Source organism: Streptomyces sp. NPDC088400, from assembly GCF_044753355.1.
GTDB lineage: Bacteria > Actinomycetota > Actinomycetes > Streptomycetales > Streptomycetaceae > Streptomyces.
The window spans coordinates 316,952-337,503 of record NZ_JBIVMZ010000002.1; the positions used below are offsets into that span (position 1 = coordinate 316,952).

The following is a 20,552-nucleotide window of genomic DNA, read 5'->3' on the forward strand; positions in this document are numbered from 1 at the left end:
GGTCGCGCCGAACAACTCCCGGCCGCCGTACGCCCGTTCCGCCATGGCCCGGTTGAACGAATATGTAGATCGGTCTACTTTGGTGTCATGGGACAGAAGGGCGCCGAGACCCGGGACCGACTGCTGGACGCGACACAGGAGTTGGTCGAGACCGGGGGATACTTCGGCACCGGGCTCAACCAGGTGATCGCGGTCAGTGGCGCACCCCGCGGTTCGCTCTACTTTCACTTCCCCGGCGGCAAGGACCAGTTGGTCGGCGAGTCCGTCCGACGGGCCGGACAGGCGATCGGCGATTCCCTGGGCGGCCTGGCCGAAGCAGGCCTGTCGGTACCGGAGTTCGTCGAGGGGGTGCTGCGGCACCTGGGCGACCGGCTGGAGGAGTCCGGCTGGCGCAAGGGATGCCCGGTGGCCACCGTGGCACTGGAGACGGCCGCCACCAGCGACCCCCTGCAGGAGGCGTGTTCGGAGGTCTACACGGCGTGGGAGGAGGCCCTGCGCGCACAACTGACGGGCCGTCCGGACGCCGACGATCTCGCCGTCACGATCCTGGCCCTGGTGGAGGGGGCGCTCCTGCTGGCACGGGCGCACCGCAGCAGGGAACCGCTGGAGCGCGTCGCCCGCCAGGTCGGCGCCCTGTTGAGCTCGGCGCCCTGTTGAGCTGACACGGCCCGCCGCGACCGGCGGGTGCGAAGGTCCCCCGACCGGCGGGCCTTTTTAGGGCCCAGAAATATGTAGACCGATCTATTGAGGAGTTTCATGGACGCGATCGTCTTCGGAGCGACCGGTTTCATCGGCCGCTCCCTCGTCGCCGAGTTGCTCACCCGGGGGCAGCGCGTGGCGGCAGCCGTACGCAACGACACCCTCACCCCCTGGCTGATCTCCCAGGGCGTTGACACCGGCGGGCTGGAAATCGTCGCGGCAGACATCACGCGACCGCTGTCGGGACTGCCCGAGGTGCGCGACGTCTACAACACCGCCGGCCGCTACGCCTTCGGCCTCGGTGTGGAGGAAGCGCGGGCGACCAACGTCACCGGGGCGCTCAACGTACTCGAATGGGCCGCCGCGCTGCCCGGACTCCGGCGGCTGGTGCACATCAGCGGGTACCGGGTGAGCGCGGCCGACGGTCAGCCCGACTACGCCGTGCTGGGAGCGTACGAGGCCTCGAAGTTCGAGGCCGATCGCGCGGTGCGCGCCCGGGCTCGCGAGCTGCGGGTCCCGCTGACCATCGCCAACCCCAGCACCGTGATCGGGCCGGGCCAGTACGTCGGCCTGGCGGCTCTCGTCAAGGACCTGTGGAACGGGCGGCTTTCCGCGCTGCCCGGCGGCCACGACACCTTCCTGCCGATCACCACGATCGACTACTTCGTACGGTTTCTGGCGGAGGCCCCCGCATCGCCCGCGGGCGAGCACTACTGGGTGCTCGACGACAGCACTCCACTCCTGCCCGAGCTGATCGGTACGATCGCCGACCACATGGGCGTACGGGCACCTCGCCGGACCGTTTCCGCCGACCTGCTGCGGCGCCTGCCGCGCAAGTTGACCGGCGCCGATCCCGAGACGCTGTCGTTCCTGTCGGCCGACCGCTACCCCACAGCCTCCGCCCACGCCTTCGCCGCGAGCGCCGGCCTGGAGATGCCTCCGGCCGCCGACGCCCTGCGCGCGTGGGCCGACGACCTGGTGGCCGCCCGCTTCGGTTCCGCGTCGCCCTGGCTGAACCCGTACGGCTTCCGCGCCGTGGCGGGCAGCCGCACCTGGGTGACCGGAGAGCGGCACCGCCCCGCCCACGTCCTGCTGCACGGACTGCCGATGAACGCCGACCTCTGGGCGCCCCTCGCCGCCCGCCTTGCCGACCCGGTCCTGGCCCCCGACCTGCCGGGCCTGGGGCGCTCGGCCGCCACCACCCGGCCGGTGGAGGAGTGGCTGGCCGACCTGATGAGCCCGGTACGGACCCGTCCCGCGCTGGTCGCACACTCCTGGTCCTGCGGACCCGCGCTGCGTTTCGCTGTCGATCATCCGGACCGCATCAGCAAGCTCGTCCTCATCTCCCCGGCGTTTCTTCAGGGCGGTCCCTCGCGGCTCGCCCGCTCGGGTCTGGCCGCGGCGATGATGCGCCGCATGTCCGCCGCCGATCTGGCCCGGACGCTCGGCGTCCCCGAGGGGGCGGAGGTGGAGAGCGCCGCGGCCGATCTGCACCGTGGCGGAGTCGCGCGCCGGGTGGTCACGGCCATGCGCGCGGACGTCGCCGAGCGCAAGCAGGCGCGGGCGCTGCTGGACCGGGTGAGTGTCCCGGTCCAGATCATCGTGGGCTCGGACGACCCGCTGGTCGCGGCCGTCGACCACCCGGTGGCAGAGATCGCCGGGGCCGGGCACTACCCCCAGCTGACTCATCCCGCCGAGGTCGCGCGCCAACTCGGCGCCGTCTCCGCTTCGATGGGCGGATAACTCCGGGGCATGGGGGACCCGGCCACTGTGACCGGCTGCCGCGGTCTGTCACGACAACCGGCGGCCGGGACAAAGGGCAGCCGGGACTGGCAGTTGGACAACCGATGGCCCGGGACCGGCAGTGGGACAACCGGCGGCCGGGACTTGCAGTGGGACAACCGGCGGCCGGGACTTGCAGTGGGACAACCGGTGGCCGGTACTTGCAGCTGGACAACCCGCGGCCGGGACCGGCAACCTTTCGGCCGTCGACGGCAACAGACAAGTGAACGCTCGCAGAGGAACCCCGCTCGCCCCGTCGAAGGGACACCCCCATGTCTGCCACCCTCAGCCGGCGCCGCCTGACGGCCCTGCTCGCCTCCACCGCCGCAGTCCTCGCCGTCGGCGCCCTGCCACAGCAGTCCGCTGCCGCCGCCGAGACCACCCCCATCGGCTTCGGCGCGGGCACGACCGGAGGTGGCAGCGCTTCGCCCGTCACGGTCAGCACACTCGCCGCGTTCACCTCGGCCGTCGCGAGCGACACGGCGAAGGTCGTCCGCGTCTCCGGGCTGATCTCGCTCACCGGTCAGGTCGACATCGGATCCAACACCACGGTGCTGGGCGTGGGTTCGGGGTCCGGGTTCACCGGCGGCGGACTGCGGATCAAGGAATCGACCAATGTGATCGTCCGCAATCTCAACATCAGCAAGCCCGTCGCCCCCGCCGACGGCATCACCGTCCAGAAGTCCACGAAGGTGTGGATCGACCACAACTCCTTCTCGGCGGACCGCACTCACGACAAGGACTTCTACGACGGGCTGCTGGACATCACGCACGCGTCCGACTCCGTCACGGTGTCCTGGAACACCTTCAAGGACCACTTCAAGGGTTCGCTCGTCGGCCACAGCGACAACAACCCCACCGAGGACACGGGGCACTTGCGGGTGACGTACCACCACAACCAGTTCAGCAACGTCTACTCGCGCATCCCCAGTCTGCGCTTCGGCACCGGCCACTTCTACGACAACTACGTTCAGGGCGCCGACACCGCCTGCCACTCCCGGATGGGCGCGCAGATGCTGGTCGAGAACAACGTATTCCGTGACACCAAGATCGCCGTGACCACCAACCGCAGCAGTGACGTGGACGGTTACGCGGTGCTGCGCGGCAACGATCTCGGAGGAGCCGCCACCGAGATCTCGCAGCCGGGCAGCTTCACCAAGCCGCCGTACAGCTACACGGCCGAGCCCGCGTCGAGTGTCGTCGCCTCGGTGACGTCGGGGGCGGGGGCCGGCAAGATCTGAGCCGCGGACAGGCCGAGCCGCGGAAGTGCGCGCCGAGCCGCGTCAGGGGCGCGCGGGGCCGGGCGGGGGGCCGAACAACCCCCGGCCGGAGCCTCGTTGGAGGAGACTGTTCTCGACTCGGCTTGTCGGACGTGTCCGTGAGCCGTGCGGTCAGATCGTTGATCTCCATTGATCTGGACTCTCACCGGTGCGATGCGACTGTCAACTGCCGTTGGAATAAGCCATATGCGACAGACGTCACTTGCGGTGTTGACGTTATCCCTTTATGTGACGGACTATCAGCGCATCCGCGCAACGGGGTGGGCACCGTGAGGGCGAAGGAGCGGTTCATGGGCGGAAGCAGAACGGCCAGGAGCGACAGCGCAACGCATCTCCATCCGGGCACGATCGTGATCAGGCGGTGGGGCAGGAGAGGATCCACCGGTCGCGCCAATCCGACCGCTTTTTGATCGGGTCGCTGTGCCGGGCCGCTATCTCACCGTTGACGAACTGACCTCTTGCGCGGCGGCGTTGGCCGCGTCGCACCCCGACCGGGCCGTCCTGCGGCGCATCGGATCCTCGAAGGCCGGAGAGCCGATCCGGCTGCTGTCCGTCGGGCGTGGGAGTCGGCACGTGCTTGTGGTCGCCGGGCCGCATGCCAACGAACCGGTTGGTGGTGTCACCGTGTTGAGGCTGGCGCGATACGTGGCGCGGTCCATGGCGCGAGGCGGACGACCGGGCCGGCCGGGCCAATCGGCGGACGGCGACGGGTCCGTGGACACGGACACGCCCACCTCTACCCGCGCGAACAACCACGCGAACGGCCACGCGAACAACCACGCGGACGGCCGCGTGAACGGTCGCGCGGACAGTCACGTGAAGGGGCACACGACCAAGTATCCGGCCAGGGACGTGAACCGGTTCGCCGACACCACCTGGCACTTCGTCCTCTGCCTCGATCCCGACGGAGCCCGGCGCAACGAGCGCTGGATCAACGGCCCGATGACCTTCGCCCACCACTACCGGCATTTCTTCCGACCCGGTTTCGCCAGGCAGCCCGAGTGGCTGCCCACGGACCCCGGCGCGGAGCCCATGCCCGAGACCCGCGCCCTGCTCGACCTCCAGGACGAGTTACGCCCGTACCTTCAGTGCTCACTGCACGGCGTGGACGTCGGTGGCAGCTTCGTTCAGCTGACCCGGGGTCTGCCCGGCCTCGCCGACCGGCTCGCCCGGTCCGCGGCGGACCACCGGATCCCGGTGGAACGGGGGCCGTACGACGCCTTCTTCTGGCCGAGCCCCGGGCCAGGTGTCTACGACATGCCACGGGCTCAGGAGGCCGACCAGTTCCTCTCGCTGCCGGCGGCCACCGCCGCCTCCACCTGGTTCCATCCGCATGCGTACGGCACCGTCACCGCCGTCATCGAGGCGCCGATGTGGGGCGTGGCAGAGGTGGGGGACACCTCGCCCCACCCCGATCCGCACGGCGCGCTGGAGACCATCAGCCGTACGCTCCGTCAGGACGCGCGGCTGCTCGACGGGCTGCTGGAGCGCGTACGACCGGGGCTGTCCGCCACCGCGGCGTCGCTGCTCGCGCCGGTCCAGGAGTACCTCGCCGTCTGCCCCGGACTCGCGGACGAATGGGCTCCGGAAGGTCCGCTCGGCGAGGCCGGCGGTCTGGAGGCCGGAGACCTGCCACTGAACCGGGCGCGGATCATGGCGCTCCGGATCGCCGCGCAGCGGCTCGTCGTCCGTACCGCCGGGCTGATGGACCAGATGCTCGATGCCGGGTGCGGACCGGCTGGTGGAGGCCGCGCGGACGTGGACGTGGGCGTGGACGCGGGCGTGCACGACGTACGCGTCACACTGGACCGCTTCCTCACTCAACGCTGCGAGGTGTTCGAGGCCGGTTGCCGCGCCCGCTGGATCCCGGTCCATGACCAGGTGGAGCACCAGTTCAGGGTTGTGCTGGCCGCCTCCGAGCTGGCCGCCCGGTTCAGTGAGCCGAGGGCCGTACGGGCATGATCCACCCGCACCCCGAGCACGCTCGTCGGCTCAGGGGCACTGTTCGACCGGGCGCGGTCGAACGGCCGAATTCGTGTCGATTCAGGTCCGCTCGGGGCGCTCCACGGCTACGCTCGACCGCGTGACCTGAGCACGGCTCACCTGCCGCGATGTTCGAGGATGTTCGAGAAGGGGAGGGATGCCGGTGTACCGGCCGGAGCACGAGGTCGCCCTCCCGCTGCTGGAGCGCGAACCCGAACTCGCCACGGCGGCGCACGCGGTGGAAGCGTTGTGCCGAGCGACGCCCTCCGGTGGCATCCTCGTCTACCGGGGCGCCGCCGGAGTCGGCAAGACGGCGCTGCTGTCCGAGGTGCGTCGGCTCGCGACGGGACGCTGCGCGGTGTGGTCCGCCCGGGGCGGCGAGACCGTCACTTCCGTCCCCTTCCATGTCGTACGGCACCTGTTCCAGCCGGCCCTGGCGGTGAGCGGGCCGGACGGCGCGGCCATGGACGCGCGGGAACTGCTCGGTGACCAGTACGAGATCGTCGGCCCCGCGCTCGGTATAGCACCGCCCGGTGAGCAGCACGCCGACCCGCAGGGCGTCAAGGACGGCCTCGACACCCTGGTCGTACGGCTCGCCGAGGTTCATGGCCCACTCGTCCTCATCGTGGACGACGCACAGTGGGCCGACCTGGAGACCCTCTCCTGGCTCGCGTCCTTCGCCCAGCGCCCGCCCGGCGCGCAGCCCGTCCTCGTCGTCATCGCCTACCGCACCGAGGAAGCCATAGGCGCGACTGTGCGACACCTTCATACGCTCGGGGCGGCAGCCAAACTCCTCGTCAGCCTGCGCGAGTTGACCCCCGATGCCACGGCCGACCTCGCGCGTGCCGCGCTCGGTGAGCACGCGGACGGCCCGTTCTGCCGCGAAGTGTGGGCGGTGACCGGTGGCAACGCGTACGAGACCGTCGAACTGCTCGCCAAGGTACGGGACAGCGAAATCGCCCCTGTTGAGGAATCCGCCGGTGAACTGCGTGCCCTCGGAGCCTCGGCACGCGGCAAGGGCCTGATCAAGAGGCTGGAGGAACTGGGCACGGCCACCACCCGGTTCGCCTGGGCAGCGGCGATCCTCGGCACGGACATCTCGCTCGACCTGGCCATCCAGTTGGCGGGCATGAGTTACGAAGAGGCCGCCGAATGCGCCGAACGGCTACGGGCCGCGCGCATCCTCGTGGGCGTGGACCCGATGGAGTTCGTCCATCCGCTCATCGCCGGCGCCGTCTACCGCGCGATCCCCGCGGGCGTCCGCACCGCGATGCACGGCCTCGCCGCCTGGGCGGTCTCCCGCAGTGGCCGGGGAGCGGCGGCAGCGGCGCCGCATCTCCTCGAAGTGCACCCGGACGGCGACGCCGAACTGGTCGGGCAGCTACGCGAAGCAGCCGCCGAGCATCTCGCCGTGGGAGCCCCGGACGCCGCTCGCCGCTGCCTCGAACGTGCCCTGGAAGAACCGCCGTTGGAGACGGTCCGGGCCAAAGTCCTGTACGAACTGGGCTGTGCCACCCTGCTCACCTCCCCGGTCACCACGGTCGGCCATCTCCGCGCGGCGCTCGACACCGGGCGGCTCGACGACGCGTCGAGAGTGGACGTGGTGTTCCGGCTGGCGCAGGCCCTGACACACAACGGTCAGGTCGGGGACGCCGCTCATGTGGTGGCCGCCGAAGCCGCCCGCACGGACGACTGCCCCGCCAGGATGCGGCTCCAGGCCGCGCATTTCCTGTGGGAAGGGGTGCAGGCCGTCGAGGACGACGGACCCGAGCGCTCCGCCCGTCTCACCGCGATGGCGGACGGCCTCACCGGACGCGACAGCACCGAACGGGTGCTGCTGATGCTGCGCGCCTTCGACGCCACGGCCCGGGGCGAGAGCGCCGAGGAGATCGTGCAGATCGGCGAACGGGCCCTGCTGGACGGCGGATTGCCACCAGGAGTGGGCTGGACCGACACCGCGTGGGGCTTCGAACCCGCCGCGCTGCTCGGGCTGTCCTATGCCTTCGCCGACCGGCTCGACCGCGCGGAAAGCCTGTTCTCGGAGGCCCTGCGCGCCTTCGAGATCTCCGGCTGGAGCGGCGGCCACCTTGCCTTCGCCCACGCCCTCGTCGGCTACGTCCACCGCAGGCGCGGCCGTCTCACCGATGCCGAGATGTATCTGCGCGAGAGCCTGCGCCTCGCCGACCGGGTCGGCAACGGACTCCCGATGCACTGGGACGCGGCGTGCATGCTCATCGACACACTGCTCGCGCGCGGCCATGTGGACGAGGCACGGAAGGCGGCCGAACGCTACGCCTTCACCACGCCGTACTCCTCCTCGATCGTCATCCCCGACGCGCCGTCCGTGCACGGCCGACTGCTGCTCGCCCTCGGCCGCAAGAAGGAAGCCATCGGCGAACTGGACGCGGTGGGAAAGGCGTTGACGGCCCGCGGACGGCACAGCGTCGTCATGGCGCCCTGGGCGTGCGACCTCGCGCGGGCGCTCGCCGACGAGGACCCGGTCCGCGCCACCCAACTCGCCTCCTACGCCCGCGACCGCGCCGAACGCTTCGGTACGCACACCGCGATCGGCGTCGCGCTGTGCTGCGCGGCGTCCCTGAAGGAAGGCCCGGCGCGGGTCGAGCTGCTGGCCCAGGCGGTGGCTCATCTCGAAGCGTCGCCCTGCGCGTACGAACTGGCCGTCGCCCGTGTCGAGTACGGCATAGCGGCCGGGTTCCCCGCCGAACTGGCCTGCGGACTCGAACTGGCCGAGCGCTGTGGCGCCGACGGACTGGCCGCGCGGGCCCGTGCGGCGCTGGAATCCCGCCACGCGCCGCGCTGACCGACCGGGTCGTCGGACACGCCCGAGCCCAGGCGGGTCCTGACCGCCGACGGCCGACGGATTCGGCCCCGGCGGGGGCGGACGACTGCCGAAAGGTACGCTCCACCGAGCCCGCCAGCCCGCCAGCCCCAGCAACCCCTCGGCCCCTCGCTCTCACCCCGCGACAGGAGACCGGACGCCTTGTCCGAGAAGTACGTCCCGACCACCCCGGCAGACACGTTCCGCCAACCGCCCGGCGAGGGACAGAGCACCACCACAGGAGCAGGCGACACCGCAGGAGCAGGAGCAGGCACCGATACAGGCACAGGCACCGATACAGGCACAGGCACAGGCACCGCCCGCCCCGACCGTCCCGACCTGCGGGCCGACTGCGAGAACTGCTTCGGGCTGTGCTGCGTAGCCCTGACCTTCGCGGCCTCGGCCGACTTCCCGGTCGACAAGGACGCCGGGGAACCCTGCCGCCACCTGCGGACGGACTTCCGCTGCGGTATTCACCAGCGCCTCAGGCAGCAGGGCTTCCAGGGCTGCACGGTCTACGACTGTTTCGGCGCGGGCCAGAAGATCTCGCAGGTCACCTTCGGGGGAGAGGACTGGCGGCGAGCCCCGGGGACGGCGGAGCGGATGTTCGCCGTACTGCCGGTCATGCGGCAGCTCCAGGAACTGCTCTGGTACCTGAACGAGGCCCTGACACTGGAGCCGGCCCGGCCGGTCCACGGCGAGATCCGCGGCGCGCTGGACGAGATCGAACGCCTCACCCGGACCACCGATTCCGACGCCTTGCTGGAGCTGGATGTGGCGGCGCGACGAGCGGCCGTCAATCCCCTCCTGCTGCGTACGAGCGAACTGGTGCGGGCCCAGGTCCGGGGCAGGAAGAAGAACCGCAGGGGAGCCGACCTCTTCGGCGCGAAGCTCAAGGGCGCAGACCTGAGAGGTGCTGATCTGCGCGGGGCGTATCTGATCGCCGCGGACCTGCGGGGCGCGGATCTGAGGCTGGCCGATCTGATCGGCGCGGACTTCAGGGACACCGATCTGCGGGGCGCCGATCTGACCGGGAGTATTTTCCTCACGCAGTCCCAGGCCAACGCGGCGAAGGGCGACTCCGCCACCACACTGCCGCTGTCGCTGGCCCGCCCCGCCCACTGGTAGCGCCCGACAGGCCCCGGTCACCCCCTCCCGAGGGAGCTTCCTTACTCCCACCACTCACCCTGTCGGCGCCGCCGGGCCCTGCGCCGTACGAGCAACAGCGCGACCACGGCGAGACACGCCGAGCCGGTGAAGGCCACCGGCAGCAGAAAACCGGATCCCGGTCCGTCGTCGTCGGCCCGAGCGGACCGTTCCGCGGCCGTGGCGGGAGCGGTTCGTACCGCCTTCGCGATCGCACCGGGCCCGGCGGGCCCCGCCGTGGCCGTGGGACTCGGCGGAAGGGGTGGGACCGGCGGCGCGGGCGGCTGGAGCGAGCCCACCGGCCTGGCCCGCCCCTTGATGTCGAAGCCCCAGTCCAGCAGCGATCTGGCATCCTCGTACACCTGGTGACCCGAGCCCCACTGCGGGTTCATCACCGTCACCACGAGGGTGCGGTGGCCGCGCCGGGCCGCCGCGACGAGGGTGTAGCCGGCATCCGAGGTGTAGCCGTTCTTGACGCCGATCAGTCCCGGATACGGCTCGACCCCGTCCTCGCCGCTCAGCAGCCGGTTGGTGTTCACGATGCCGAAGGTGCCCCCGTAGCCCGGGAACTGCGCGTCAACGGTCGAGCTGTACCGTACGAACGCGGGCGAGGCCAGGCCCGTACGGCCGAAGACCGCCAGGTCGTACGCCGAGGACACCTGTCCCTCCGCGTCGTAGCCGTCCGGGGAGACGACATGGGTGTCGAGCGCTCCCAGCAGCTTCGCCTTCTCCTGCATCTGAGCGACCGTCGCGTCCCAGCCGCCGTTCATCTCGGCGAGCGCGCGCACCGCGTCGTTGCCCGAGCTGAGGAACACGCCCCGCCACAGATCCGCCACTTCGTACGACTCGCCCGCGTTGATCCCCACCAGACTGCTGCCCGGCCCGATGTCCTCCAGCTCGGACTCCTTGACCGTGTGCCGGGCGTGTTCGGGCAGATGAGGGAGCGCGGTCACGGCGAAGAGCGTTTTGAGGGTGCTGGCGGGCGGCAGCTTGCGGTGCGCGTTGTGGGCGGCCAGAACCTCACCTGTACGGGCGTCGGCGACCAGCCAGGACAGCGCGGAAACGTCGCTCGGCGGCCGGGGGGCTCCGCGCGTGAGCCGTACCTGCGTCCCCGACCGGTACAGCAGCGTGCCGTCGGGGAGCCCTTCAGGGGCTGCTCCACGGCCTCCGGCGCCCGCTCCGGCACCCGATCCGGCGCCCGGTCCACGGGTTGCCGAGCCGCTGGGGGCGGGGGCGGAGGAAGCGGAGGAAGAGGCGGTGGACGGCCGGGAACCGGGGACGCTCGCGGTCCGGCCGGGCGGATCCGTCCGGGCAGCGGCGGTGGCCGGTGCGGTCACCGGGGGAAGGACCAGCAGGCCGACGGCGAACATCGCCGTCACGGACGCCGTCACGGAGAAGGCGGAGTACGGCACGGATCTGTTGGTCATTCAGCCACGGTAGGAACGGACGGGGGACCGCGCACCGCCGCGTGAGCCGACCGGACGTATCCGCGCCCGGACCCGGGTACCCGGCGGGCCGCTCCCCGCGCTCGGAGTGGCGCGGATACCCCCGCGAGCACGCGTCCTGACGGCGGAGGCCGCTCGGCCCACACCCCGTCACGGGTAACGCACGCGATAGCGCAAACGGGTGACGTCCACGCCTTGAGCCGTTGACTGCGGGCCGCCCTCCGGCTTCACCGGAGCGCTGTGCGTGTTGACGACGTCTGCGGGGCACCCGATCGGGTGATGACCGCCCCAGCGGGAGGTGAGGCCGAAGAGCCGTCGGCCGACGGCACTCATCGGTCGGCGGGAGCGGCGGCCGGGTCCGTGGCGTTGTCCGGGCCGTGGGGCTCCCCGGCTTCCCGTTCCGCCCCCCGTTCCGCCCCCCGTTCCGGCCCCCGGTCCGCTTCTCGTACCGACAGGGCCGGCTCCCGGACGGTCCCGGTGCCGAGCGTGTCGAGCAGCCGGAGCTTGTCGGCGGCCGCGGTACCGGGCGCGGCGGAGTAGGCGGCGATACGGAGGTCGCAGCCCGGCACGGTGAGGGTGTCGCAGTCCACCGTCAACGGGCCGACGTCGGGGTGGTGCACGGTCTTGACGCCGGTGTCGTGGAAACCGGTGATACGGGAGTTCCACAGCGCCGAGAACCGGCCGCTGACGCGCCGCAGCTCCCCGATGAGGAAGCGCAGCCGTACATCGGTGGGGTAGTGGACCGTGGCGGCCCGGAGATCGGCGACCAGGGCCGCCTCGAACCGCGCCTCCTGCTCGACGGTGTGGGTGATCCGGCTGGGCGCGCCCGTGAAGTGCTGCCAGGCCGCGTTCCGGCCGCGCCCGGAGACCTCGGACGGGTCCCCGACGAGCGCCGCCCACAGCGGATTCCAGGTGAGCAGGTTCCAGGTGGCGTCGTAGACCCCGACCGGGGTCCCCGGCATCCGGCCGAGCAGCCGCCGGACGCTGGGCGGCACGCGGTCCGAGACCCGTGCCAGGGCGGGCGGGGACTGTCCGGCGAGCAGAAAGAGATGCCGGCGCTCGTCGTCGGACAGCCGCAGGGCGTGCGACAGCGAGGCCAGGACCTGTACGGAAGGCGAGGTCGCCCGCCCCTCCTCCAGCCGGACGAGATAGTCCACGGACAGGCCGGTCAGCTGGGCCAGTTCCTCGTACCGCAGACCGGTTTCCGGGCGGGGCTCGCCCACGGGCAGCCCGGCCTCGGCCGGTGCGATCCGGTCACGCCAGCGATGCAGGGCCGTGCCCAGCTCTCCGTGTCGGGTCATGCAGTCAGTATCAGTGGGTACGGCGGCGACCGCCTGATACCGCCGGGTACCTCGCCTCGTGGGCGCTGCCCGGGGGCCCCGCTCGCGGGCGGTGCCCGGACGCCTCGCGAGCGGCGCCGTGACGGCCCTCCTCCGTTGCCGTCGTTCGGGGTGTGTCCGCCGGGCGTGTCCCTGGCGCCAGACCCCCGGGGCCACGCACACGACCGGGCGGTCGGCCGTTCCCCGAACACCGTTCTCAACGAAAGGCGTTGCGAGTAGACGCCAACCGTTCCCCTCTCGCCAAGATCCGGAATACGGTGGAGCCCGAAACGTGGCGCGGCCTCTGCCGATGCCTCGTCACAGACCGGGGAGCGGGGGAGCGGGGCATGCTGGATCCCATTTCGCTGGGAGCGATCGGCGCGGTGCTGGGCGCCGTGGGTGCGGGAATGGGCAATGAGGCCGGGAAATGGGCCTGGGAGTCGGCCGGCGGCCTGGTGCGCCGCATCGTGGGGCAGGAGGTGGCCGCGCCCGCCGGGCCGGCCGATCTGGAGGCCGTCGCGCAGTTGATCCACGAGGCGGTGCGGACCGATCCGGCGCTCGCCCGTGCCTGGACCGCGTTCGCCCGTACGGCTCCCGGCCTCGCGACAGCCGAGGCCGTACCCCGATTGCCCGTCTCCGTACGGTTCTTCACGGACCGTCAGGGACCGATGAAGCTCCTGGAACGGGAGGCCACGCGCAAGGCGGACGGGCGGCCCAGGGTCGCACTGATCCATGGCCCCGAGGGCATCGGCACCAGCGCCCTCGCCATTCAGTGGGGGAACCAGAAAGCGGGCCTCTTCCCGGAGGGGCAGCTGTACGCGGACCTGCGCGGCGCCTCGGTGGGGACCGCTGTGGACACCGCCGTCGTGCTGCGGAGCCTGCTCGTCCAGCTGGGAATGAGGCAGGCCGAGATACCGCAGAGCACGGCGGAGCGACGTGAGGCCTTCCGGCGCTGTGTCGCCGACCGGCGCCTTCTCGTCGTGCTCGACCACGCCCACTCGGCCGCGCAGGTCCTGCCGCTGCTGACCTCCGCGCCCGGGGTGTTCACCGTGGTGGTCGCCCGCCGTCCGTTGCCCGGCCTGGACGCTTGGAAGGTCCCCGTAGGGCCCCTGTCCGACAAGGACTCGCGCCGGCTGCTCACCGACCTCACGGAGAAGGAGACACTGGCCGCGGCCCGCGCTGTGCTGCCGCGCGTGCTGGAGCGGTGCGCTGGTTCGCCGTACGCCCTGCGGGCAGTGGCACCACAGCTGTCGGAACCGCACCTGCTGCCGGGGACGACAGGCCTCTCCGGACCGCCGGGGCCGGGAGGCCTCTCCGGGCCGGCCGGCTCCGTAGAACCGCAGTGGGAGGAGACGGCCGTCGTGTCCGAGAGCGACCCCGTCCGTACCGCCGTCGACAGCGCGTACCGGGCGCTGGAGCCCGGCGTCGCCAGGGTCTACCGGCTGATGTCACTGCGCGAGTGGCCCGCGTTCGACGCGGCGGTTGTCGCGCACGCCGTCGGCATACCGGAGGCCGAGGCCGTCCTGTCCCTCGGTGTACTCGCCGACCGGCAGCTGCTGGAGCGGACGGACACCGACCGCTACCGCTACCGCCCGGCGGTCCGTGCCCATGCCGAGGAGGCCGCGAGCCGTGAGGACCGCATCGCGGCTTGCGCCGCGACTCTGACCCGCACCGTCGAGTGGTATCTGCGCTTCGCCGTGCGCGCGCGGCTCGCCGCTCTGCCACAGGGCTGGGGGATCGGCCCGGTCTACGAAGAGTTGGCGGAGAGCCCCGACCCCTACGGTGACGAGGGCGAGGCACTGACCGCGCTGGGGTCCGAGCTGGGCAATCTGATCCAAGCCGTTTACGCAGCCGAGGAGTTGGGCGATCCGGACGCGGTGTACCAACTGTGCCAGGCCTTCTGGCCGCTCCAGCTCAAGGCGGGCCGTCACGACGAACTCCTTCCCGCCCTCCGGGCAGGCGTGCGCGTGGCCGAGGCTCGGCACCCCCGGTCCCGTATGGCGGGGCGGATGCACTCACTGCTGGCGCTGGATCTGATCGAGCTGCGCCAGTACGAGGAGGCCGAGCGCCAACTGGCCGCCGCCGCCGAGGCCGAGGCAGCGTCCCGGCATCTGCGCGGACACGCCTCGGCCGTCGAGTCCCTGGGCCTGCTGCGGCTGCGACAGTGGCGCTACGAGGAGGCATACGCCTGCTTCGGCGAAGCCGGCTCCCTTCTCGACGGGATCCGCCCGGGGGACGAGGGCGAGCGTGATCTGCCCCGGGCCCGTGCCCTGTTGGAACGGCACAGCGGCCGGGCGCTTCGCGACCTCGGCCGGTTCACCGAGGCCCGTCAACGACTGGGCACCGCGCTGGAGTTCTTCCGTACGGGCGACGCGTACAACACCGCGCGTACGCTCACGGACCTTGCCGAGACACATCTCGCCGAGGGAGACACGACGGGCGCGCTGCCGCTGATCGAGGAGGCGATGGTCCCGCTCGACAAGGAGAACGCCGCCTACCACCTCGCCCATCTGCGAGCCCTGCGCGAGCGCTGCCTCAGCTAGGTCCTGTCTTCCCAGCGGAACGCGCCGGAGTGACCAGGGTGACCGACACGCGGTGCGAACTGTCGCCGGTCCGTACGGTCATTCCGCCCGCCGTCAGTTCCTCCAGCGCCTTGCCCGCCGCCAGCCAGGCGTGCAGGGCGGAGGCGTAGGCGGCGGGGTCGGCGGCCGAGGGGCCGCCGACGAGACGTAGCAGCGAGCCGTCCCGAGTGCGTACGGTGCAGCTGCCGCCGTCGGTGACGTACGACGCCAGGGCACACTGCGGATGGCGCGCCAGCACCTCCGCCGACCACTGCTCCGGCGTGCCGAACCGGACGTCGTCCGCGATGCCGTACCGGAAGATCACATCGGCCAGGCCGAGCCTGCCCGGATCGAGGGTGTCCTCGTGCACGGCCGTATGCGCGTCCCCGTCCCCGCCCCCGTCTCCAGCTGGTTCCGACCGGGGGTCCGCGTAGCGGCTCACCCCGATCTCGCCTGTTCCCAGCAGCCTGGTCACCACACGTATCGGAGCCGTCCGTTCCACCCATTCGTACGGGGACAGCGGCAGCGGGTCCAGCAAGGCGGGTTCCGGGGGCTCGGGGGCGCCGATGAGCTGGTAGAAGTGGCGGCGCAACAGTGTCGCGGCCTCTCCCGGAACGGACGAGACCAACTCCGCCGGACCTGACGCGGGTCCCGGTTCAGTCGACGGCCCCGGTTTAGCCGGCGGTCCCGGCTCCGCTCCTGCTGCTGGTCCCGACTTCAACAGAGCGTCCAACTGGGCCCGCAGCGGTGCGGACGGCGAGAGCCGGGGAGCCTGCCGTACGAACGCGGCCACCGGCGACCGCGCGTCGAGGCCGTCGGCGGATCCCGCTCCCAGCAGCACGGGCGTGCCGAGTGCGGCCGCGTAGTAGCTGACGGAGCCGGCATCCCCGATGACCACGTCGGCCGCGATGAGCGCCTGGCGCCACCCCTCCAGCGGATCCACCAGCGTCAGCCCGCCCCGCCGCGCCCGGTCCGTCCAGGCGCGGATCTGCCCGGGGCCGTGACCGTTCCAGATATTGGGGTGCAACACGGCCACGGGCCGGTACTCGTCCGCGGGCAGTTCGGCGGTCAGTCGCGGCAGCAGTGACGGCAGGAGGTCGTCACCGCCGCTGTCCCCGAAGAGGGAGTCGGGGTTCCAGGTCGAATTGAGCAGGACGAGCCGCTGTCCTGACCGTACATCGAGGGCCCGGCGGAAGCGTTCGCGGTACGGCAGGGCTGCCAGCATGCGGTCGAAGCAGGGATCGCCGGCGAGGACGGCGGTCGAGGCCGCCTCCGGGCACGCGGCGCGCAGCCGCTCCAGCTGTTCGGGGTGGGAGAGGACCATCGAGTCCGCGACGGGGGTGCCGTCCGAGAGCAGCCACTCCGGAGACATACCGAAGACGGGCGGAGCGGCAACGGGATCGGGATCGGGATCGGGATCGGGATCGGGCGAAGGGTGTCCGGTGTCCGGTGTCCGGTGTCCGGTGTCCGGTGTCCGGTGTCCGGTGTCCGGTGTTGCCAGCCTCTTATTGTAACCAACGCCATGAGAGAGAACGGTCAACTTGCCATTTATTCGGTGAAGTTGGCCGCCGAAACTCGCCGAGATGGCCAGCTCCACCGGGAGGTCGACCGCCTGCTCCCACGGCAGGACCGGTACGCCCGTCTCCGCCAGCAACTCGGCCACCCCCGCCTGGAACGGCGAAGATCCGGTGCAGGTCGCGAGCAGCTGCACCCGCAGGTCGTCACGGAACAGCGGCAGGACGTCCAGCAGTCGGGTGGCCGAGGTCACGTTGTGCACGACGAACAGCACCAGTCGGCACCGTCCCCGCGTCGCCCAGCGTGCCGAGTCCGCCCCCACCGGCACCCGGATCCAGCCGGTCGGCCCCTCACTCACCGCGTGTCCCCCCGCTTCACCGCAACGTCCTCATTGCCCTCGCTGGCCTCATCCGTGACCGGCCACGATAACCAAAGTCCTCTGCTCCGGAGTGCGGGGGCGGTAGGCCCGGGCGCGAGGCTCCCGGTCGCACAAGGGCGTCACTCTTCGTGCCGCGAGGTGAGCGCAGCGTGCAAACGCGCGAGTCTATGCCCGATGGGGTGGCCTGTGCATGGGGTTGCAGAAATATGCGGATGTGGCGAATCGGTCGGGCTAAGCTCTCGCGGAGCGCGCCGAGTTGATACGTAATCAGGCACTTGTTCCCATGTGTCTCGATCGTTCGAATGACCCCGATTGAATCGACCGCCAGAGGGCTTACATGGTTCGTCTCGAAGCACCCCCGAATGAACAAGCGTCCCCCGCTGTCCGCGCGCTGGTCATCCCCGCCGTCCTGATGGCGGCGGCGACGGCCGTCGTGATCGCTGTGGCCGCCGAGGCCGCCCGGATACCGCTCGTGCTGTACGGCGCGGTGGCGACCGTCGTCGTCGCCTGGTGTGTGATGGAGCTGTCCCGCCGCGCCAGGACGGTCCGTATGCTCCATGACCACTACGCCCAGCGGCTCGCCTCGTTGGACCGGCGGCTCGCCGACCACGACGAGGAGACCGTACGGCTCGGCAAGGAACTGATGCCGGCCGCGATCCACCGCCTTCGTCAGGGCGAATCACCCATGGAGGTGATGCGCGCCGTCGTGGACGGTGACGAGCGGTATCGCGAACTCCCCGAGGCACAGCGCTCCTTGCTCCACGCAGTCCTGCAGATCATCGACGACGAGGAGGCGATGCGAGAGTCCGCGCAGCGCTCCTTCGTCAACATCGCCCGCCGCGTGCAGTCCATCGTGCACCAACAGGCCAGCGAGCTGAGGGAGATGGAAGAGGCCCACGGCCGGAACCCCGAGGTCTTCGACGACCTGCTGCGGATCGACCACGGCACCGCGCTGATCGGCCGGCTCGCCGACAGCATCGCCGTGCTCGGCAAGGCCCGCCCCGGACGCCAATGGCCCAAGCCCGTACCGCTGTTCAGCGTGTTGCGCGGTGCGATGTCCAGGATCCTGGAGTACCAGCGGGTCGATCTGCACTCGATCGCCAAGGTCGCCATCATCGGTACGGCCGTGGAACCGCTCATCCACGCGTGCGCCGAACTCCTCGACAACGCCACCCGCTACTCGCCGCCGCAGACCCGCGTCCATGTCACCGCCGTCGAGGTGCAGACGGGGATCGCGATCGAGATCGAGGACGGTGGCGTCAGCCTCAGCGAAGAGGCACGGACCCGGGCCGAACGCATGCTCGCGCAGGCCCAGGCCGGTATCGACCTCAACGACCTCGGCGAGACACCCAGGCTCGGTATGGCCGTCGTCGGCCGCCTCTGCCAGATGTACAACTTGCAGGTATCCCTGCGGCAGTCCGCGTACGGCGGTGTCCGCGCCGTCCTCATCGTGCCGCGTGATGTCGTCACCACCGGCCCCGCGCCCGGTATCGCCCATGGCATCGGCGCCTCGGCGCTGCCCCGCGGCAGCGGCGCCGGACTGCCCACGACGGATGTGCTGCGCCCCGCCGACCGGGTGCCGCGGCCGGTCACCGGTCCGCAGCCGTCCGCACCGCTGGTGGCGAGCATGGACGACGACGTACCCGCGGTGACGGAGTGGACCGAGAACGGCCTGCCGCAGCGGCGCAGCCGTGGCCGCGCCCCGCTCGGCTCGCACAACCTCGGTCCCCGGGGCGCGTCGCACGCGCCGGCCACCGGGCGCCGTAACGGAGTGCCGACCAGGGCCCCGTTCGGGCCCCGTTCGGGTACCGGCGGCGGTGCCTCGGCGGACGGCGGCGCCAGGGACTCGGAGAGGGGCTACGGCAGGGGCGGGGGGTACGGCAGTGGCCGGGGCCCCGGCAACGGCCGTGACAGCCGTGATATCGGAGACGGTCGCGACCCCGGGAACAGCCCGGAATCCGGCGGCGGCCGGGACTTCGGCAGCGGTCGCGAATCCGGTGCCGGTGCCGACACCGGCCGCCAAGGCGGTACGGCGGACAGCGCACCCGGGCCCGGCATCTGGCTCGAAGCATTCACCAAGGCGGTCAACGGCACTCCCCAGCAGCCGTCGACCGGTTCCGGGGGGACGTCGGCGCAGCCCGGCGACCGGGGAGATTCCGATGATGTACGGGGCAAGGGAGATCTGAAGTGATCCAGCAGCGGGCGAACATGGACTGGATGCTCAAGGAACTGGCCGACGGGGTACCGCAGATCCAGCAGATCGTGGTGCTCTCCGCTGACGGGCTCCGGATCGCCCGGCACGGCGGCGATCCGGATGTCGCCGACCGGCTCGCGGCCGCCTGCGCCGGACTCCAGAGCCTCGCCGCGGCCGTCGCGGTCGAAATCCCCCACAGCGACGGCCGGATGCGGCTCGTCGTCATCGAGCTCGGGGGCGGCTTCTTCTATCTGATGGAGGCCGGAGCGGGCGCGTATCTCGCTGTCCTCGCCGACGAGACGGTGGACGCGGGGCTGGTCGGGGCACGGATGCGGGACATGGTCGTCCGTATCGGCGCCCATCTGACGAGCCCCCCACGCCATGACGGGCAGGCCGGATGACCCCGCCTCCCCGACGAGAACGCCGGCAACCCGAGGCGGAGGCGGTCGACCCGGAACGGTTGTACGTGATCACCGGCGGACCGGACGGCGCCGAACGGGCACCGCTCGATCTCGTCACCATGATCGTGGCGCGTGACGAACCGTCGCCGACGGTGCAGCCGGAACAGGCCGCGATCCTGCGGCTCTGCCGGGCACCGCTGTCCGTGGCCGAGATCTCCGCCTATCTCAGCCTCCCCTTCAGCGTGGTGACCGCGCTGCTGACCGAACTCCTCGCGACCGAGCTGGTCGAATCGCGCGCGCCCATAGTCCGCGCCGCCCTTCCCGACCGGTCCCTTCTCGAAGCGGTGATGCATGGACTTCAGAAACTCTGACACGATCACGGGCCCCAGGAGCGAGGACGTCCTGCCCACCACGGCCACCTCCGCGGTGAAGGTCGTGATCGTGGGCGGATTCGGGGTCGGCAAGACGACGATGGTCGGCTCGGTCAGTGAGATCCGTCCGCTCACCACCGAGGAGACCATGACCCAGGCCGGGGTGGGGGTGGACGACAACTTCGGGGTGGAGAGCAAGACCGCCACGACCGTCGCCATGGACTTCGGCCGGATCAGCATCACCGAACAGCTGGTGCTCTACCTTTTCGGCACGCCTGGCCAGGAGCGCTTCTGGTTCCTGTGGAACGGGCTCTTCGAGGGAGCTCTGGGAGCGGTGGTGCTGGTCGACACCCGGCGCCTCGAAGTCAGTTTCGACGTGATCGGACGGCTGGAGGAGCGCGGCGTACCGTTCGTCGTCGCGATCAACACCTTCCCGGACGCGCCGCATCACCCCGTCGAAGCGCTGCGAACCGCCCTGGATCTGCCCGACGAGGTCCCGATGGTGGACTGCGACGCCCGGCTGAGGGCATCCAGCCGCGACGTCCTGCTGACGCTGATGCGCTACCTGCACTCGCTGGCAGTGTCGCCCGGCTGACGGATCACACCGTAAGCCGTACCTCCACGAGTCCTACGTGCCC

Annotated in this window: 14 protein-coding genes; 11 read left to right on the top strand and 3 right to left on the bottom strand. The window is 71.2% G+C overall.

Annotation, left to right across the window (positions count from 1 at the left end; translation table 11 throughout):
- Window positions 1-87 precede the first annotated feature (87 nt).
- The 6 genes from ACIQD6_RS06370 to ACIQD6_RS06395 all read left to right on the top strand — a co-directional run bounded on the left by ACIQD6_RS06370 (window position 88) and on the right by ACIQD6_RS06395 (window position 9,711).
- The gene (locus ACIQD6_RS06370; RefSeq protein ID WP_401878771.1) at window positions 88-657 is read left to right on the top strand and encodes a TetR/AcrR family transcriptional regulator; all 570 of its coding nucleotides are present in this window, start codon (window positions 88-90) and stop codon (window positions 655-657) included.
- 99 nt (window positions 658-756) lie between these two features.
- Window positions 757-2,442, top strand: coding sequence for an alpha/beta fold hydrolase (locus ACIQD6_RS06375; RefSeq protein WP_401878773.1), 1,686 nt, complete (start codon window positions 757-759; stop codon window positions 2,440-2,442).
- A 311-nt stretch (window positions 2,443-2,753) separates the two neighbouring features.
- Window positions 2,754-3,722 (top strand): polysaccharide lyase family 1 protein, encoded by a 969-nt coding sequence (locus tag ACIQD6_RS06380; RefSeq protein ID WP_401878776.1) that lies wholly within the window; start codon window positions 2,754-2,756, stop codon window positions 3,720-3,722.
- A 510-nt stretch (window positions 3,723-4,232) separates the two neighbouring features.
- The gene (locus tag ACIQD6_RS06385) at window positions 4,233-5,723 is read left to right on the top strand and encodes a M14 family zinc carboxypeptidase (RefSeq protein WP_401879545.1); all 1,491 of its coding nucleotides are present in this window, start codon (window positions 4,233-4,235) and stop codon (window positions 5,721-5,723) included.
- Window positions 5,724-5,901: 178 nt separating this feature from the next.
- A complete protein-coding gene (locus ACIQD6_RS06390; protein WP_401878777.1) occupies window positions 5,902-8,565 on the top strand; it encodes an ATP-binding protein in 2,664 nt (887 codons plus the stop codon).
- Window positions 8,566-8,922: 357 nt separating this feature from the next.
- Window positions 8,923-9,711 carry a pentapeptide repeat-containing protein gene (locus ACIQD6_RS06395; protein ID WP_401879547.1) on the top strand — a complete coding sequence of 263 codons (789 nt, stop codon included), beginning with the start codon at window positions 8,923-8,925 and terminating at the stop codon, window positions 9,709-9,711.
- 41 nt (window positions 9,712-9,752) lie between these two features.
- Here ACIQD6_RS06395 and ACIQD6_RS06400 read toward each other — a convergent pair whose 3' ends face one another.
- Both ACIQD6_RS06400 and ACIQD6_RS06405 read right to left on the bottom strand, forming a co-directional pair.
- A complete protein-coding gene (locus tag ACIQD6_RS06400) occupies window positions 9,753-11,156 on the bottom strand; it encodes a D-alanyl-D-alanine carboxypeptidase family protein (RefSeq protein WP_401878779.1) in 1,404 nt (467 codons plus the stop codon).
- Between the two features lie 347 nt (window positions 11,157-11,503).
- Window positions 11,504-12,475 (bottom strand): helix-turn-helix transcriptional regulator, encoded by a 972-nt coding sequence (locus tag ACIQD6_RS06405; RefSeq protein WP_401878782.1) that lies wholly within the window; start codon window positions 12,473-12,475, stop codon window positions 11,504-11,506.
- A gap of 365 nt (window positions 12,476-12,840) precedes the next feature.
- Here ACIQD6_RS06405 and ACIQD6_RS06410 point away from each other — a divergent pair, with 365 nt between their 5' ends.
- The gene (locus ACIQD6_RS06410; RefSeq protein ID WP_401878783.1) at window positions 12,841-15,036 is read left to right on the top strand and encodes a tetratricopeptide repeat protein; all 2,196 of its coding nucleotides are present in this window, start codon (window positions 12,841-12,843) and stop codon (window positions 15,034-15,036) included.
- Here ACIQD6_RS06410 and ACIQD6_RS06415 read toward each other — a convergent pair.
- The gene (locus ACIQD6_RS06415; protein ID WP_401878786.1) at window positions 15,029-16,927 is read right to left on the bottom strand and encodes a hypothetical protein; all 1,899 of its coding nucleotides are present in this window, start codon (window positions 16,925-16,927) and stop codon (window positions 15,029-15,031) included. The two genes, ACIQD6_RS06410 and ACIQD6_RS06415, sit on opposite strands and share 8 nt — an antisense overlap.
- Before the next feature lie 358 nt (window positions 16,928-17,285).
- Here ACIQD6_RS06415 and ACIQD6_RS06420 point away from each other — a divergent pair, with 358 nt between their 5' ends.
- The 4 genes from ACIQD6_RS06420 to ACIQD6_RS06435 are packed head-to-tail and all read left to right on the top strand — an operon-like array spanning window position 17,286 to window position 20,509.
- Entirely contained in the window at window positions 17,286-19,139 is a 1,854-nt protein-coding gene (locus ACIQD6_RS06420; protein WP_401878789.1) for an ATP-binding protein, read from the top strand.
- A complete protein-coding gene (locus tag ACIQD6_RS06425; RefSeq protein ID WP_401878791.1) occupies window positions 19,136-19,543 on the top strand; it encodes a roadblock/LC7 domain-containing protein in 408 nt (135 codons plus the stop codon). The genes ACIQD6_RS06420 and ACIQD6_RS06425 overlap by 4 nt, the downstream gene beginning before the upstream one ends.
- Window positions 19,540-19,914, top strand: coding sequence for a DUF742 domain-containing protein (locus ACIQD6_RS06430; RefSeq protein WP_401878794.1), 375 nt, complete (start codon window positions 19,540-19,542; stop codon window positions 19,912-19,914). Before ACIQD6_RS06425 ends, ACIQD6_RS06430 begins: the two co-directional genes overlap by 4 nt.
- A complete protein-coding gene (locus ACIQD6_RS06435; RefSeq protein WP_401878796.1) occupies window positions 19,895-20,509 on the top strand; it encodes a GTP-binding protein in 615 nt (204 codons plus the stop codon). Before ACIQD6_RS06430 ends, ACIQD6_RS06435 begins: the two co-directional genes overlap by 20 nt.
- Window positions 20,510-20,552: the final 43 nt, after the last annotated feature.